The sequence below is a fragment of the Streptococcus sp. ALY_211 genome (assembly GCF_058314555.1).
The window spans coordinates 82,169-96,653 of the sequence record NZ_JBZFUN010000001.1; the positions used below are offsets into that span (position 1 = coordinate 82,169).

Annotated in this window: 17 protein-coding genes; 16 read left to right on the forward strand and 1 reads right to left on the reverse strand. The window is 43.8% G+C overall.

Features of this window, described 5'->3' with window-relative positions:
• Positions 1–91: 91 nt before the first annotated feature.
• The 14 genes from AC4HAJ_RS00420 (at position 92) to AC4HAJ_RS00485 (ending at position 11,974) form a co-directional block, all read left to right on the forward strand.
• Positions 92–1,330 (forward strand): diaminopimelate decarboxylase, encoded by a 1,239-nt coding sequence (locus AC4HAJ_RS00420; RefSeq protein ID WP_491078183.1) that lies wholly within the window; start codon positions 92–94, stop codon positions 1,328–1,330.
• Between the two features lie 188 nt (positions 1,331–1,518).
• On the forward strand, positions 1,519–1,758 hold the full coding sequence (locus AC4HAJ_RS00425) for a YneF family protein (RefSeq protein WP_491078473.1): 240 nt from the start codon (positions 1,519–1,521) through the stop codon (positions 1,756–1,758).
• Between the two features lie 117 nt (positions 1,759–1,875).
• Positions 1,876–2,670 carry a glutamate racemase gene (gene racE, locus AC4HAJ_RS00430; protein WP_491078184.1) on the forward strand — a complete coding sequence of 265 codons (795 nt, stop codon included), beginning with the start codon at positions 1,876–1,878 and terminating at the stop codon, positions 2,668–2,670.
• A complete protein-coding gene (locus AC4HAJ_RS00435; protein ID WP_491078185.1) occupies positions 2,667–3,653 on the forward strand; it encodes a nucleoside-triphosphate diphosphatase in 987 nt (328 codons plus the stop codon). Before racE ends, AC4HAJ_RS00435 begins: the two co-directional genes overlap by 4 nt.
• Positions 3,629–4,150 (forward strand): metallophosphoesterase, encoded by a 522-nt coding sequence (locus AC4HAJ_RS00440; protein ID WP_491078186.1) that lies wholly within the window; start codon positions 3,629–3,631, stop codon positions 4,148–4,150. The genes AC4HAJ_RS00435 and AC4HAJ_RS00440 overlap by 25 nt, the downstream gene beginning before the upstream one ends.
• Complete coding sequence (cbpB, locus tag AC4HAJ_RS00445; RefSeq protein ID WP_491078187.1) at positions 4,147–4,614, forward strand: cyclic-di-AMP-binding protein CbpB; 468 nt, start codon at positions 4,147–4,149, stop codon at positions 4,612–4,614. The genes AC4HAJ_RS00440 and cbpB overlap by 4 nt, the downstream gene beginning before the upstream one ends.
• Entirely contained in the window at positions 4,607–5,344 is a 738-nt protein-coding gene (gene xerD, locus AC4HAJ_RS00450) for a site-specific tyrosine recombinase XerD (protein ID WP_491078474.1), read from the forward strand. Before cbpB ends, xerD begins: the two co-directional genes overlap by 8 nt.
• Positions 5,334–6,053: a segregation/condensation protein A gene (locus AC4HAJ_RS00455; RefSeq protein ID WP_491078188.1), complete on the forward strand. Its 720-nt coding sequence runs from the start codon at positions 5,334–5,336 to the stop codon at positions 6,051–6,053. Before xerD ends, AC4HAJ_RS00455 begins: the two co-directional genes overlap by 11 nt.
• Complete coding sequence (scpB, locus tag AC4HAJ_RS00460; RefSeq protein ID WP_491078189.1) at positions 6,050–6,607, forward strand: SMC-Scp complex subunit ScpB; 558 nt, start codon at positions 6,050–6,052, stop codon at positions 6,605–6,607. Before AC4HAJ_RS00455 ends, scpB begins: the two co-directional genes overlap by 4 nt.
• 18 nt (positions 6,608–6,625) lie before the next feature.
• A complete protein-coding gene (locus tag AC4HAJ_RS00465) occupies positions 6,626–7,351 on the forward strand; it encodes a pseudouridine synthase (RefSeq protein ID WP_491078190.1) in 726 nt (241 codons plus the stop codon).
• A complete protein-coding gene (yidD, locus tag AC4HAJ_RS00470; RefSeq protein ID WP_491078191.1) occupies positions 7,348–7,596 on the forward strand; it encodes a membrane protein insertion efficiency factor YidD in 249 nt (82 codons plus the stop codon). Before AC4HAJ_RS00465 ends, yidD begins: the two co-directional genes overlap by 4 nt.
• A gap of 118 nt (positions 7,597–7,714) precedes the next feature.
• Positions 7,715–8,266: a carboxymuconolactone decarboxylase family protein gene (locus tag AC4HAJ_RS00475; RefSeq protein ID WP_491078192.1), complete on the forward strand. Its 552-nt coding sequence runs from the start codon at positions 7,715–7,717 to the stop codon at positions 8,264–8,266.
• A gap of 11 nt (positions 8,267–8,277) precedes the next feature.
• A complete protein-coding gene (locus AC4HAJ_RS00480) occupies positions 8,278–9,336 on the forward strand; it encodes an acyl-CoA dehydrogenase family protein (RefSeq protein ID WP_491078193.1) in 1,059 nt (352 codons plus the stop codon).
• 193 nt (positions 9,337–9,529) lie between these two features.
• Positions 9,530–11,974: a DNA translocase FtsK gene (locus AC4HAJ_RS00485; RefSeq protein WP_491078194.1), complete on the forward strand. Its 2,445-nt coding sequence runs from the start codon at positions 9,530–9,532 to the stop codon at positions 11,972–11,974.
• 176 nt (positions 11,975–12,150) lie between these two features.
• Here the strand turns inward: AC4HAJ_RS00485 and AC4HAJ_RS00490 are convergent, their stop codons facing one another.
• Complete coding sequence (locus tag AC4HAJ_RS00490; protein WP_491078195.1) at positions 12,151–12,351, reverse strand: hypothetical protein; 201 nt, start codon at positions 12,349–12,351, stop codon at positions 12,151–12,153.
• 136 nt (positions 12,352–12,487) lie between these two features.
• On the opposite strand from AC4HAJ_RS00490, the gene AC4HAJ_RS00495 reads away from it, so the two are divergent.
• Together AC4HAJ_RS00495 and AC4HAJ_RS00500 are read left to right on the forward strand one after the other, a co-directional pair.
• On the forward strand, positions 12,488–13,195 hold the full coding sequence (locus AC4HAJ_RS00495) for an O-methyltransferase (protein ID WP_491078196.1): 708 nt from the start codon (positions 12,488–12,490) through the stop codon (positions 13,193–13,195).
• Positions 13,196–13,273: 78 nt separating this feature from the next.
• Entirely contained in the window at positions 13,274–14,380 is a 1,107-nt protein-coding gene (locus AC4HAJ_RS00500) for a peptidylprolyl isomerase PrsA (RefSeq protein WP_491078197.1), read from the forward strand.
• The last annotated feature ends 105 nt before the right edge of the window (positions 14,381–14,485 follow it).

The window sequence follows — 14,485 nt, forward strand, 5'->3', positions numbered from 1 at the left end:
ATGAAATGGGGGCTTATGAGGTCAAAAGATTCTCTAGCTCCCTATTTTTATCTATGCTATAATGAAGTCATTATCATTTCAGGGGGCGACTATGAAAACACCATTTGTCACAAAAGAAGAATTGGAACGTATAACGGCGGAATTTCCAACACCCTTTCATCTCTATGACGAAAAGGGGATCCGTGAGACGGCTCGGGCAGTTAATCAGGCTTTTTCTTGGAATCCTGGCTTTAAGGAATACTTCGCAGTCAAGGCAACACCGAATCCGACCATCTTAAAAATCCTTCAGGAAGAAGGCTGTGGGGTTGACTGTGCAACGGAGGTTGAGCTGATGATGGCCCAGCGTCTTGGGATTGAGGATATTAGTTTTACGTCGAACGATACGCAGGCTCGAGAATTTGTTTATGCACGTGAGGTAGGAGCTATGATCAATCTGGATGCCTATGAGCATATCGCTTTTTTAGAGGAAGCTGCTGGTTTGCCTGAGACAGTCTCTTTACGATACAATCCAGGAGGGGTCTTTTCTCTAGGGACTGATATTATGGATCATCCTGAGGAGTCTAAATTTGGCATGACCAAGGCTCAGCTCTTGCAAGCCTATAAGGACCTAAAAGCTAAAGGTGTCAAGACTTTTGGGCTTCATGCTTTCTTGGCTTCAAATACTGTGACCAATGACTACTACCCAACCTTGGCTGGTCAATTATTTGAGTTAGCCCTTGAAATTAGAGAAGAAGCGGGCGTTGAACTGAGCTTTATCAATCTGTCGGGTGGTATCGGTGTGGATTATAGCCCTGCTAATAAACAAAATGATATTCTTGCTATTGGTGAAGGTGTTCGTCAAAAATTTGAAGAAATTTTGGTGCCAAATGGGCTAGGTAACATTCGTATCTTTACTGAATTGGGACGTTTCATGCTGGCTCCTCATGGTCATTTGATTACCAAGGTGCTACATCGTAAGCAGACCTATCGTCGTTATATTGGTGTGGATGCTAGTGCGGTCAATCTTTTGCGTCCTGCTATGTACAATGCCTATCATCATATCACCAATATTAGTAACCCTGATGGTTTGCTGGAGGTTGTAGATGTCGTTGGTTCTTTGTGTGAGAATAATGACAAATTTGCGAAAAATCGTGAGTTGCCGCAAGCGCGTGTTGGAGACCTTCTAGTGATTCATGATTCAGGAGCACATGGTTTTTCTATGGGCTACCAGTACAATGGACGTTTGCGTTCGGCGGAAATCCTTCTTCAAGAAAATGGTAGCGCCAAGATGGTCCGCCGTGCTGAAACTCCGGAAGATTATTTCGCTACTATTGAGGGGTTTGATTTCTAGTTAAAAATCGTAGCTCTCTGGAAAAGTGTGTTGAAGAAAGTTAGTAATCTGAGGTTGAGACAAAAGTGCTCAGCCTTATTTGTTTAGCCAATTTCTCCGACTAGGCGCAGTGATTTCTTGTTCATTGTCAATAGGGGTTCAATCTGTTATAATAAATTATGTAAAAAAATTCTAGGAGACCTATCATGATCCAAGCTTGGTTAGTTATTTTATTGGTTGCAGTTGCTCTTTTGGGGGGCATGTTTTTGGGCGCTTATATTGCTCGCCGTCAGTTCACTAAGGAAATTGCTGAATACCCTCGTTTGACACCGGATGCTATCCGTGAGATGATGAGCGCTATGGGGCAAAAGCCCAATGAAGCTAAAGTTCAGCAGACTTACCGCAATATTATCAAACAGTCCAAGGCGGCTGCAAATGTGAAAAAATAAGCAAGTTGGAGAGGTTGGGACGCTGGTTTCCAGCCTCTATTGCTTATGATGAGGGTGTGTGATCTAAGTTTCTGATGAATGGGAATTTGATCTTTTAGCATAATCAAGGAAAATGGGATGGATAATAGACCTATCGGTTTTTTGGACTCTGGTGTTGGGGGCTTAACAGTGGTTCGTGAGCTTATGAGACAGCTCCCCCATGAAGAGATTATTTATATTGGTGATTCAGCTAGGGCTCCTTATGGTCCAAGACCTGCTGAACAGATTCGTGAGTTTACATGGCAGTTGGTCAATTTCTTGCTGGAAAAAGATGTTAAGATGATTGTCATTGCTTGTAACACAGCAACAGCAGTTGTCTGGGAAGAGGTCAAGGCCAAGCTGGATATTCCAGTTTTGGGAGTGGTGCTACCTGGGGCCAGTGCTGCCATTAAATCAACTAGAAATGAACGGATCGGTGTCATTGGGACAGCTATGACTGCTAAGTCGGATATTTATAGGCACAAGATTATCGATCTAGCTCCCCAGATGCAGGTGACAACCTTGGCCTGCCCCAAGTTTGTTCCCTTAGTTGAGTCCAACCAGATTGATTCCAGTGTGACCAAGAAGGTCGTCTATGAGACTCTGGCTCCTCTGGTAGGCAAGGTAGACACCATGATTTTGGGCTGTACCCATTACCCTTTATTGCGCCCTATCATCCAAAATGTAATGGGAAATGGGGTCAAACTTATTGATAGTGGGGCTGAGACTGTTCGGGATATTTCTGTGCTGCTGAATTACTTTCAGATCAATCATGATCGTGAAGCGCCGAGAAGACAAGATCATTTCTATACAACAGCTGGTGTGGACAGTTTTAAAGAAATCGCTGAAAACTGGCTGAATCAAGAATTAAATGTGGAGCATGTAGACCTATGACAGATAAAATTTATGACTACAAAGATAATCAGGATTGGTTAATTGGTCAGCGTAGTGATGGTCTAGTCATTCAGTCCTTGGATGGCAGTAAGGATTTTTCTGGCTTGACCGCTCAGCTAGCTAGGCTGATAGATCCTAGCCTTGAAGCTGGCTTTGCTGTGACTGTGATCAAGAAGGGAGCATCTAATTATCGTTTGATTGCCTTTATCGCTGATCTGCTCAATGATGCTTACGATAGGCATCTAAAGGTTCAGCAGCGTGGTGGAGCAGTTTTGGTCAGTGAAGATGACCGCTTGTTGTTGGTAGATCTGCCTGATTCTGGTGTAAAGATACTTGAATTTTTAGGCCAGTCTTCTGGTGAGCTTGGTCTAGGAGAGACTATTTTGATCGCTACTCGCAATGAGGGCAAGACGAGGGAGTTTCGTCAGATTTTTGAGAAAATGGGTTTTTCAGTGGAGAATCTTAATGATTATCCAAACTTACCTGAAGTCGAAGAAACAGGAAGTACCTTTGAAGAGAATGCCCGCCTAAAGGCTGAGACGATCTCCAAATTAACCGGTAAAATGGTACTGGCAGATGATTCTGGGCTTAAGGTCGACATTTTAGGCGGTTTGCCAGGTGTCTGGTCTGCCCGTTTCTCTGGACCTGATGCGACTGATGAAGCCAATAATGCCAAGCTCTTACATGAGTTAGCTATGGTTTTTGATATGGAAAAGCGCTCTGCTCAATTTCATACCACTTTAGTCGTAGCAGCACCGGGTAAGGATAGCTTGGTTGTTGAGGCTGATTGGCCTGGTTATATTGGTATGGAAGCCAAAGGGGACAATGGCTTTGGCTACGATCCTCTCTTTCTCGTCGGAGAGACGGGGCGTACAGCCGCCCAGCTCAGCGCTCAAGAAAAAAACGAGCACTCCCATCGTGGTCAGGCTGTTAAGAAATTAATGGAGGTATTTCCAGAATGGCAGAAGCAAGTATCATTGTAATGAGTGACTCTCACGGTGATCGTGAGATTATTCAAACGATCAAAGAGCGTTATCAAGCTGAAGTAGATGCTCTCTTTCATAATGGCGATTCTGAGCTAGCAGCAGATGATCCTATTTGGTCAGGTGTCCAGGTTGTTGGAGGGAACTGTGATTTTAGTCCGGGGTATCCAGATCGTTTAGTGACTAAAGTTGGTGGTGTCACCATTGCTCAGACACACGGGCATTTATACGGTATCAATTTTACTTGGGATCGCTTGGATCTTTGGGCTCAGGAGACGGATGCTGATATTTGTCTTTATGGTCATCTGCACCGTGCGGAGAGTTGGCGTCATGGTAAGACTATTTTTATCAATCCTGGGTCGGTCTCTCAGCCACGAGGTCCTGTGATGGAGAAACTCTATGCTAAGGTTAGTTTGTCTGATAAGACTATCTTAGTAGAGTATTATACACGTGATCATAAGCTTTATCCGGAGTTGACAAAGGAATATAGTCGATGATTGCTAAAGAATTTGAGGATTATTTACTGCCTTTTAAGAAGGACTATCTCTTACCTGTGGAAGATTTAGCCTTGGTTATGTCTAATCATAAAGTTAGCCATGTGGTCTTGCTCTTGACCAGTAATGGCTACTCACGTATCCCTGTGATGTCGCCCGATAAGCATTATATGGGAACGATTTCTATGGCAGATATTTTGTCGTATCAAGGGGAACATGGACTTAGTGACGCCCAGCTTAGTGAGCTAGAAATTAGCCTTATGCTGAATCACCATATTGAGGTTTTGAGTGATCAGGCTGACCTAACAGAGATTTTTCATCAGCTGGTAGACTTTCCTTTTTTACCAGTCGTCAATGATGCAGGAGTCTTTCTTGGGATTATTACCCGTAAGCAGGTTTTAAAATCGGTTAACAGTCTGCTGCACAATTTTAAACAGGAGGATACCAGTGATTCATTTGATGGATGATATTCCTGCTTTTATTGAAGGAAAGTCCTTATCAGAGAATTCTCAAAAATCTTATCAGTACGATCTTCAACAGTTTTGTCAGCTGGTAGACGGTGTGCTTAGCACGAGTAAACTTAAGCTTTATGAACAATCCTTGAAGGCTCTCAAGCCGGCTGCTAGAAAGCGCAAACTTTCAGCGGTTAATCAGTTTTTACTCTATCTTTATGAAAAAGGTAGGGTTGAGGATTTTTACCGCATAAAGGTTAGGGACAGTCGTAAAAAAGAGCCTGAAAGGGTGACGAGACTGGATTTTTCAACATTTTATGAGAGTCCTGACAGTTCTGGGAAGTGGATTGCCCTTTTAATTTTGGAGTTGGGATTATCTCCTAGTGAGCTGTCTTTGCTCAAGCTGACTGATCTGGATAAAGAATTTGGTGTGATTAAGGTAAAAAAAGGAGGGCAGGTTCGTATCTTATCATTGACAGAGTCCTTGAAACCTCTTTTTGATTTTGCCGGTGACGGCGTTTATCTCTTTGATAATAAGGGGCAGACTTACTCAAGGCAGTGGTTTTTTAACCAACTCAATGCCTTTTTAGATGAGGTGGGTTTTCCTGATTTGACAGCTCAGAAGCTGCGGGAACAGTACATTATAAGAGAGATAGCAGAAGGGACGGATCTGCTGGATTTGATGAAAAAACTAGGGCTTAAAACCCCAATGACATTGGAGCACTACTACAGAGATGGATATTAAGCTAAAAGACTTTGAAGGGCCGCTGGATTTGCTCTTACATCTGGTTTCTAAATATGAAATGGATATCTACGATGTGCCTATTGTAGAGGTTATTGAGCAGTATCTGGCTTATATCTCAACCTTGAAAGCTATGCGTTTAGAAGTGGCTGGAGAATATATGGTCATGGCCAGTCAGCTGATGCTGATCAAGAGTCGTAAGTTACTTCCAAAAGTTGTCGAAGAAACGCCCATTGAGGAAGATCCTGAGCAGCTCTTGCTGAGCCAGATTGAGGAGTACCGTCGCTTTAAGGCTTTGAGTCAGGAGCTGGCCGCCCAGCATGAGATCAGGGCTAAATATTTCTCAAAGCCTAAGCAAGAGCTTATCTCTGAGGATGCTGTTCTTGAGTATGATAAGACGACTCTGGATTTGTACTTGGCTTTTTCAAAGGTTATGGCGGCTAAGCAAGAGGAGATGAAGTACAACCATACCACGATAACAGGAGATGATTACCGTATCGAGGATATGATGCTGAGGGTTGAGAGCCGTCTCAAAGAGCAAGGCAGTCTTGTCTTGCAGGAGATTTTTGCAGATACAAGTTCCTTGAACGAAGTGATCACCCTATTTTTGGCTACTTTGGAGCTGATCAAAGTACATAAGGTTCAGGTCCAGCAGCAGGAAAATTTTGGTGATATCCGTATGCACTATCTTGGGGAGGAGAGTCAGGCATGACCTATTTATCACAGATTGAAGCGCTCCTTTTTGTGGCTGGCGAGGACGGTCTCAGCCTTAGGCAATTATCATCTTTGTTGGAATTGACACCGACTGCTCTTAGCCAGCAGCTCGAAAAGCTGGAGCAAAGATATGAAGATGATGAAGCGTCAGCCTTGTGTTTGCTGGAGTCTTCCAATACTTACAAGTTGGTCACTAAGGAAAAGCATGCGGAACTTTTGAAGCAGTATGCTAAGGCGCCTATTAATCAGTCTTTGTCACGTGCCAGCCTTGAAGTTTTATCGATTGTGGCCTATAAACAGCCTATCACTCGTGTTGAGATCGATGATATTCGTGGGGTTAATTCCAGTGGGGCTTTAGCCAAGTTGCTGGCCTTTGATCTGATTAAAGAAGCTGGTAAAAAAGAAGTGATTGGTCGTCCCAATCTCTATGCTACGACTGACTATTTTTTAGACTATATGGGGATTAATCAATTAGAGGAGCTGGTTGATGTTTCTGGTATAGAGTTAGTCGATCAGGAACTAAGCCTCTTTGCTGAGGATCAAGAAGATTAAGAAGGGGTATCAAAACCTATGAGAATTAATAAATACATTGCCCATGCTGGGGTTGCTAGCCGGCGTAAAGCTGAGGAGCTGATCAAGCTGGGACAAGTCACTATCAACGGGCAGATTGTTAGAGAACTGGGCACAACTGTCAAAAGCGGTGATGTCGTTGAGATTAATGGCAGTCCGATTTACAATGAAGAAAAAGTCTATTATCTGCTTCATAAGCCAAAAGGCGTCATCTCCAGTGTCTCCGATGACAAGGGACGTAAGACAGTGGTTGATTTATTGCCTGATGTTAAGGAGCGGATTTATCCAGTTGGACGATTGGACTGGGATACGACTGGTGTGCTGATTTTGACTAATGATGGGGATTTCACTGATGAGATGATCCATCCTCGCAATGAAATTGATAAGGTCTATCTGGCGCGTGTCAAGGGGATTGTAACCAAGGAGAACTTGCGTCCGCTGACAAGGGGGGTGCTCATCAATGGCAAGAAGACCCAGCCTGCTCGCTATCAGATTATCAAGGTTGATCCAGATAAGAATCGTTCGATTGTTGAGTTGACTATCCACGAGGGTCGTAACCATCAAGTAAAGAAGATGTTTGAAGCGGTTGGTCTACTAGTCGACAAGCTGTCTCGGACGCAGTTTGGGACCTTGGATCTAAAGGGGCTGCGTCCTGGGGAGTCTCGCCGCCTCAATAAAAAAGAAATCAGTCAGCTGCATAATGCAGCAGTGAGCAAGAGATCATGAGACGCTTATTGATCCTTCCGGTCCGTCTCTACCAGCGCTTGATTTCTCCCTTGTTTCCGTCATCGTGTCGCTATCGTCCCACCTGTTCTAACTATATGATTGAAGCTATAGAAAAGCATGGTCTAGCAGGTGTCCTTATGGGGATTGCTCGAATCCTACGCTGCCATCCCTTGGTAGAAGGGGGCGAGGATCCAGTGCCAGATCATTTTAGCTTAAAACGGTATACCCATACTGACAAGTCTTAGTATCAAGGCTTGTTTTTTGTTATGAAAAATATTTATGGTTCACTATAAGAAATATAGATTAGTCAGATCTTAGATAGGGTGTTAGGATAGAGTCACTCGAAAAAAGGAGGATAGATATATGGCGACATTTACAATTCATACGATCGATTCAGCCCCTGAGGCTGTTAAGGAAACTCTGCGTACGGTGAAAAAGGATAATGGCGGTTATATTCCTAATCTGATTGGGCTGTTGGCAAATGCCCCGACCGCTCTTGAGACTTATCGGACTGTTGGGGGGATTAATCGTCGTAACAGCTTGACGCCGACTGAACGTGAGGTGGTTCAAATTACTGCTGCGGTGACTAATGGGTGTGCCTTTTGTGTGGCTGGTCATACGGCTTTTTCTATCAAACAAATTCAGATGTCTGATGACCTTTTAGAGGCTCTTCGCAATAGTACGCCAATCGATTCGGATCCTAAGTTGGATACCTTGGCTAAATTTACCATCGCTGTGATCAATACCAAGGGGAGAGTGGGAGATGAGGCTCTGGCAGACTTTCTTGAGGCTGGTTATACACAGGAGAACGCCTTAGATGTTGTCTTGGGAGTCAGCTTGGCTACATTGTGCAATTATGCCAATAATATGGCTGATACCCCCATCAATCCAGAATTACAGGCCTATGCAAAATAAAAGGAGGCCTTATGAGTTATTTCTCCAACGACTTTATCGCTTGGCTGGACCAGCATGCGGATGAACTGGACCAGCAGTCAGGGCTCTTGGCAGACAGCTTGCTGGAGCGCATTGCTCAAGAAGGTGTCTTTAGGTTAGGGGTTGCCAAAGACTTTGGGGGTAGCGGCGGTCACCGCCAAGATGTGATCGAGGCTCTGTCAGAGCTGAGTGGGCACTCTTTGACAGCCGGCTTTATTAGCTGGGGGCAGCGCACCTTTATTGAGATTATTTTGGCTAGTGCAAATCCCTATGCGCGTGAAGCGTGGCTGGCAGATTTATTAACAGGAAAGCTGTCAGCAGGTACAGGCTTGTCCAACTGTGTGAAGTTTCTCTCTGCTATTGAGGAGTTGAGTGTGACGATTGTCCAAGATGATGAGGGGAAGCTCTATCTTGATGGACAGTTACCTTGGGTTACCAATGTGCGATCGGATAATTTTGTCACCGTTTTTGCGGCTGATTATGCGAGTGGCGATCAGCCACCTATTATTTTAGCTGTTCCTCAATCGGCTGGTATTAAGCGGTCAGAAGATCTAGAGTCTATCAGTCTTCAAGGTGCCAATACGGCAGCTCTGACATTTGATCACCTGCCCTTAGATGAGCGGTGGATTCTCTCATATGATGCTCAGTCTTTTGTTGCGAAGACCCGTCCAGCTTTTCTAGGGTATCAGCTCGGTTTAGCCTTTGGTCTGGCTCAGCACTCACTAGATGAGGTGGATAAGCGATTGGGCTTTCATCGTGAGGTACTAGAGGGTGACTACCAGCAGGTGTTAGCTAACTTAGAAGAAATTAAGCAATCGCTCTATCAAGGACTACGGCAAGATGGCTATTTTCTCAAACATGTTCGGGAGCTCTTTCAGCTCCGTGTCGCTGTTGTTCAGGTAGTGTTGGATAGTTTATCGCTGGAACTTCAAGCTCTTGGAGGAAGGGGCTATTTGAAGCCATCTTCTTTTGCGAGACGATGGAAAGAAGGAGCATTTTTGCCTATTGTCTCACCCAGTGCTGTTCAGCTCAAACAGATTTTAGCGGACTAGGATGAGATTCTTTCTTTTAGCAATAGAAGGTTGGGCAAGCTTGCTCAACCTTTTTATACTTGCATGGTAAAGAACAGTCTTAGTTTTCTACCAGATATGCCGAAAATTATCTAGTCTTATAGCTAAAAGGGAGAAGTTGGTGTTAGATAATAAGCTATCTTATCTCTTGGAAAAATGCTATAATGAAGCTACTATGGCTAAAGCAAAAACGACTAAAAATCAGAAAAAATCTACTAGAAAACCTAAAAAATCTTCTAAACGACTGACCAAGGCTGAACTGGAGCGTCAAAAGGCTATTCGTAAGATGATATTAGCTTTTTTGAGCGCTTTTGTGCTGTTTTTTGCCATGATTCGCTTGGGAGCCTTTGGCGTGACTGTCTATAATTTAATCCGTCTTTTGGTCGGCAGTCTGGCTTATCCAGCTATGATTGGGATTTTGATCTATCTTTTTGCAGGCAAGTGGCTTAAAAAACATGAGGGCATGGTGTCTGGTTTTGTATCTATTATGCTTGGCTTGCTGCTGATCTTTCATGCCTATCTTTTTTCAACGCCAGCTATGAGGGAGCGGGACATTTTTGAAGGGACCTTTCGTCTAGTCACGGCTGATTTGAAAAACGTAGCAGTCACTCACTTTTTAGGTGGGGGGATGCTGGGAGCTCTTTTGTATCGGCCGGTCTCCTTTCTTTTTGCTAATTTAGGCACCTTTTTGATCGGTGGACTCTTCATTGTCTTAGGGCTCTATCTGATGAGTGCTTGGGACGTCTATGATGTCATGGATTTCTTTAAAAAATCCAGTCGCACACTATCAGATAAGATCGATCAATCCAGTCTCAAGCGAGAAGAGCGCCGGCAAGAAAAACTTGAAGCACGACGAGCTGCTGAGGCTGAATTATCAGCACAAGAAGTGCTAGCAGAATCTGAGCCCTTGGTGGGAGCTGATTATGACCTTGATCCTGAGACAGGAGAGATTCTTGAGAGAGGGTATTCAGCAGATGATGCCTCTTTGTTGGCTCATGAGCCTGAAATATTTGCCGGCTATGAGGAAGAGTCTCCTGCTGCTAGCTATTCTCAGCAAGACTTCAAGGATTATCATTTTCCTTATCCTGAGCCTGAGCCTGAGGATGTCCAAGAGCCTCAGGATGCTGCTTTAGAAGATGATGCTGCTAGTGATGAGTCGGTTGAGGTGGACTTCACGCCTAAGCAGACCTTGATGTATCAGCTACCGACGATTGATCTCTTTGCTGCGGATAAGCCAAAGAATCAATCTAAAGAAAAGAAAATTGTTCGTGAAAACATTAAAATCTTAGAAGAAACCTTTGCTAGTTTTGGTATCAAAGCTACCGTAGAGCGGGCCGAGATTGGTCCATCGGTTACCAAGTATGAAATCAAGCCAGCAGTCGGTGTCCGTGTCAATCGGATTTCCAATCTGGCGGACGATCTGGCTCTCGCTTTGGCAGCTAAGGATGTCCGTATTGAGGCACCAATTCCAGGAAAATCTCTAGTTGGTATCGAAGTGCCTAATTCAGAAATTGCTACCGTGACCTTCCGTGAGCTCTGGGAACAATCTAAGACAGATCCCAATAAACTTTTGGAAGTTCCGCTGGGTAAAGCGGTCAATGGGAGTGCTCGCAGTTTTGATCTGGGACGTATGCCCCACTTGCTGGTAGCAGGATCGACTGGGTCTGGTAAATCGGTGGCGGTCAATGGGATTATTGCTAGTATTTTGATGAAGGCGGCGCCTGATCAGGTTAAGTTTATGATGATTGACCCTAAGATGGTTGAGCTCTCTGTTTACAATGATATTCCTCACTTGCTCATTCCTGTTGTGACCAATCCGCGCAAGGCGGCCAAGGCCCTTCAAAAGGTTGTTGACGAGATGGAAAATCGCTATGAGCTCTTCAGCCATGTCGGTGTTAGAAATATTGCTGGCTACAATGCTAAGGTAGCAGATTTTAATGCCCAGTCTGATGAAAAACGCATTCCCATGCCCCTTATTGTTGTTATTGTTGATGAGTTGGCTGATCTGATGATGGTAGCTAGTAAGGAAGTCGAAGATGCTATCATTCGTTTGGGTCAGAAGGCACGAGCTGCGGGTATCCATATGATCTTAGCGACTCAGCGTCCTTCTGTGGATGTTATCAGCGGATTGATTAAGGCTAATGTACCGTCCCGTGTGGCTTTTGCTGTCTCATCTGGGACGGACTCTCGGACAATCCTAGATGAAAATGGGGCGGAAAAACTTTTAGGACGTGGGGACATGCTCTTTAAACCCATTGATGAAAATCATCCTGTACGTTTGCAGGGCTCCTTTATTTCTGATGATGATGTCGAACGTATTGTCAGCTTTATTAAGGATCAGGCTCAGGCTGAGTATGATGATAGCTTTGATCCTGGTGACGTTTCTGAAAGTGATTTTGGCGGTGCTAGTGCTGGTGGTTCTAGTGAAGGAGATCCTCTGTTTGAAGAGGCTAAAGCTCTGGTACTTGAGACGCAGAAAGCTAGTGCTTCTATGATTCAGCGGCGTTTGTCTGTCGGTTTTAATCGTGCTACTCGCTTGATGGAAGAACTAGAGGAAGCTGGAGTTATTGGACCGGCTGAAGGGACTAAGCCACGCAAGGTGCTGATGACCAATCAATAGAAAATAAAACTGAATTAGTTGTAAGCAAGATTAAGGTCGAGTTTTTCAACTCTTATTACGGTCTTTTGTCTTGTCCTGACTGGAAATATGGTAGCGATATTTTTTAGAAGCCATTTAGCTTTCTTGCTCGAGCAATCTTTTTCTAATAAATAGACCCTAGGATTGTTACCTAGGGTCTATTTATTATCTTGGTCTTCTTTTAGCCAGTCTTGGTAGTATTCTAGAAGGTTGACAGCCATTTGGCTGGCTAGGGCGATGGAAAATGCCTCGGTCCCTTCTGTTTCGTCGTTGGCGATTTCGATGCGGGTTTCATCATAGATGGCCTTCAAGCTATCCTGAGAGAGGGTCTTTTTGAAAGCGTCAAATTCTTTTAGCATAGGGGTCTCCTTATTATCAAAGTTGGCTTAAGAAAGTTGTTTACCAGTATTATATCATGAAGGAAAGGATTATGGCGAAAAAATCAGCAGTCGGTCGAGCTTTACAAATCATTTTGGTCTTTGATATGATAGGGACATGGTTGAATCATACAGTAAACATGCAAATCACAATATGCGTCGTCCTATAGTTAAAGAAGATATCGTTCACTACATGCGGACGCATCAGAAAAAAGAGGGAGGTAGCTTAGAGGCTATCGCTGATTTTGCCCGCCAGGAAAATATACCTATCATCCAGCCGGAAGTTGTGGCGTATTTTCGTTTTTTGCTGCAGACGCTCAATCCTAAGTCTATACTAGAAGTAGGCACTGCTATTGGCTTTTCTGCCTTACTAATGGCTAAACATGCACCAGACGCTAAGATTACAACGATTGACCGCAACGAAGAGATGATCCGCCTTGCTAAGGAAAATTTAGATCGATTTGATGAGCGTCAGCAAATTACCTTGGTTGAAGGAGATGCTGTAGATGTTTTGGGCACGTTGACAGATACCTATGACTTTGTCTTCATGGATTCGGCTAAGTCTAAGTATATTGTTATCCTGCCAGAAATTCTTAGACATCTGGAAGTTGGTGGTGTGATTGTCATTGATGATGTTTTTCAAGGGGGGGATCTTGTCAAGCCGATTGAGGAAGTTCGTCGGGGGCAGCGAACTATCTATCGGGGTCTTCATAGACTGATGGAAGCGACCCTGGACAATCCTGACCTGACGGTGAGTCTTTTACCGATTAGCGATGGGGTACTTGTTATTCGTAAAAATGTTCCAGATGTCACCCTGCCAGACTAGGCAATCTTGCCTAAAGTGTGCTATAATGGAAAAGTTAATGATCTGGGCAGAGATGTCCGAATAAAAGAGGAGTAGACTATGGCTAATAGAAAAGCTTATAAGGACGAAGTCAAAAGTAAAAATCGTCGCAGAAAAAAAGTCAATCGAAAGAAAAAGCAGGGAGGGTTCTTTCATTCCTTGGGAGTGATTCTTGCTAGTAAGGTTTTTCGTACCTTGTTTCTCTTTGTGTTTGCGGCTGGACTTGGTGCTGCAGGGACTTACCTGTGGATGGATAGTCAGCCGTCTCAAGAAACAGTGCTGGCTAGTATGAATGGTAAGACAATCACCGTGAATGATGTCTATCAACTTCGAGCTGGTGCAACCGTTTCAAAAGAAAACCTCCAGCAGCTTATCTTCACAAATATCTTAGAAGATAAATATGGCAAGAAGGTATCTTCCAATGATGTTCAAAAGCGCTTTGATGAGGAGAAAAAGGGTATTGAAGATAATGGTCAAGACTTCAATTCCTTGATTGAAAGCAATAACTTCACAGAAGACAGCTTCAAAGATTATATCCGCTATCGTTTGATGGAACAAAAAGCATTGGAAGCCGCAGCTAAGAAGGAAATGACGGACAAGGAATTGCAAAAATCCTTTAAGTCTTACTCACCAGAAGTGACAGTGACTTACTTCTCAACTGCTGAAAAATCTAAAGCTGAATCTATCAAGAAGAGTTTGAGTGCCAAGGATGCTAATATGGATAGTATCGTCAGTGAAAACCAAGGGCAACCTGGTATCTCTTATGATTCTGGTACCCGTTATGATTCTGATCGTTCATCTACCCTTCCTCCAAACGAAGTTCAAGATGCAACCTTCAAGCTCAAAAAAGATGGTGTGACAGATGTCATCGAAGTTAAGGGCAATGACAATAGTAAGATGTACTATGTTGCCAAGGTCACTAAAAAGACTGAAAAACAAGAAGACTGGAAGAGCTATGAGAAACGCTTGAAGGAAATCTTTGTCAGCTCACGCTTGTCTGACCAAGACTTTGTCAACAAGGTTATGGCTGGTCTTTTGAAAGAGTATAATGTCACTATCGAAGATGATAACTACAACTCATTGTTGACAGACTACGGTTTGAGTGCAGCAGACACTAATGTGTCTACTTCAAAATCATCCACTGGATTATCATCTTCTAAGAAATAATCACGATTGAGAATGGTCTTTTTTACCAGTTCAGAAATCTGGCGGTTGCTGCGAGCCAGACGGTGTGGAGAGGACTTGCTACTTGGTCGTTTACAATTAAAAATG

What these genes read in the sequence shown, in the direction of transcription:
- AC4HAJ_RS00485 (WP_491078194.1), top strand. Translation starts at nt 9,530, where the DNA reads ATGGCTAAAGCAAAAACGACTAAAAATCAGAAAAAATCTACTAGAAAA.
- AC4HAJ_RS00475 (WP_491078192.1), top strand. Translation starts at nt 7,715, where the DNA reads ATGGCGACATTTACAATTCATACGATCGATTCAGCCCCTGAGGCTGTT.
- AC4HAJ_RS00465 (WP_491078190.1), top strand. Translation starts at nt 6,626, where the DNA reads ATGAGAATTAATAAATACATTGCCCATGCTGGGGTTGCTAGCCGGCGT.
- AC4HAJ_RS00500 (WP_491078197.1), top strand. Translation starts at nt 13,274, where the DNA reads ATGGCTAATAGAAAAGCTTATAAGGACGAAGTCAAAAGTAAAAATCGT.
- AC4HAJ_RS00440 (WP_491078186.1), top strand. Translation starts at nt 3,629, where the DNA reads ATGGCAGAAGCAAGTATCATTGTAATGAGTGACTCTCACGGTGATCGT.
- AC4HAJ_RS00455 (WP_491078188.1), top strand. Translation starts at nt 5,334, where the DNA reads ATGGATATTAAGCTAAAAGACTTTGAAGGGCCGCTGGATTTGCTCTTA.
- cbpB (WP_491078187.1), top strand. Translation starts at nt 4,147, where the DNA reads ATGATTGCTAAAGAATTTGAGGATTATTTACTGCCTTTTAAGAAGGAC.
- AC4HAJ_RS00480 (WP_491078193.1), top strand. Translation starts at nt 8,278, where the DNA reads ATGAGTTATTTCTCCAACGACTTTATCGCTTGGCTGGACCAGCATGCG.
- AC4HAJ_RS00435 (WP_491078185.1), top strand. Translation starts at nt 2,667, where the DNA reads ATGACAGATAAAATTTATGACTACAAAGATAATCAGGATTGGTTAATT.
- yidD (WP_491078191.1), top strand. Translation starts at nt 7,348, where the DNA reads ATGAGACGCTTATTGATCCTTCCGGTCCGTCTCTACCAGCGCTTGATT.
- racE (WP_491078184.1), top strand. Translation starts at nt 1,876, where the DNA reads ATGGATAATAGACCTATCGGTTTTTTGGACTCTGGTGTTGGGGGCTTA.
- AC4HAJ_RS00420 (WP_491078183.1), top strand. Translation starts at nt 92, where the DNA reads ATGAAAACACCATTTGTCACAAAAGAAGAATTGGAACGTATAACGGCG.
- xerD (WP_491078474.1), top strand. Translation starts at nt 4,607, where the DNA reads ATGGATGATATTCCTGCTTTTATTGAAGGAAAGTCCTTATCAGAGAAT.
- scpB (WP_491078189.1), top strand. Translation starts at nt 6,050, where the DNA reads ATGACCTATTTATCACAGATTGAAGCGCTCCTTTTTGTGGCTGGCGAG.
- AC4HAJ_RS00495 (WP_491078196.1), top strand. Translation starts at nt 12,488, where the DNA reads ATGGTTGAATCATACAGTAAACATGCAAATCACAATATGCGTCGTCCT.
- AC4HAJ_RS00490 (WP_491078195.1), bottom strand. Translation starts at nt 12,351, where the DNA reads ATGCTAAAAGAATTTGACGCTTTCAAAAAGACCCTCTCTCAGGATAGC.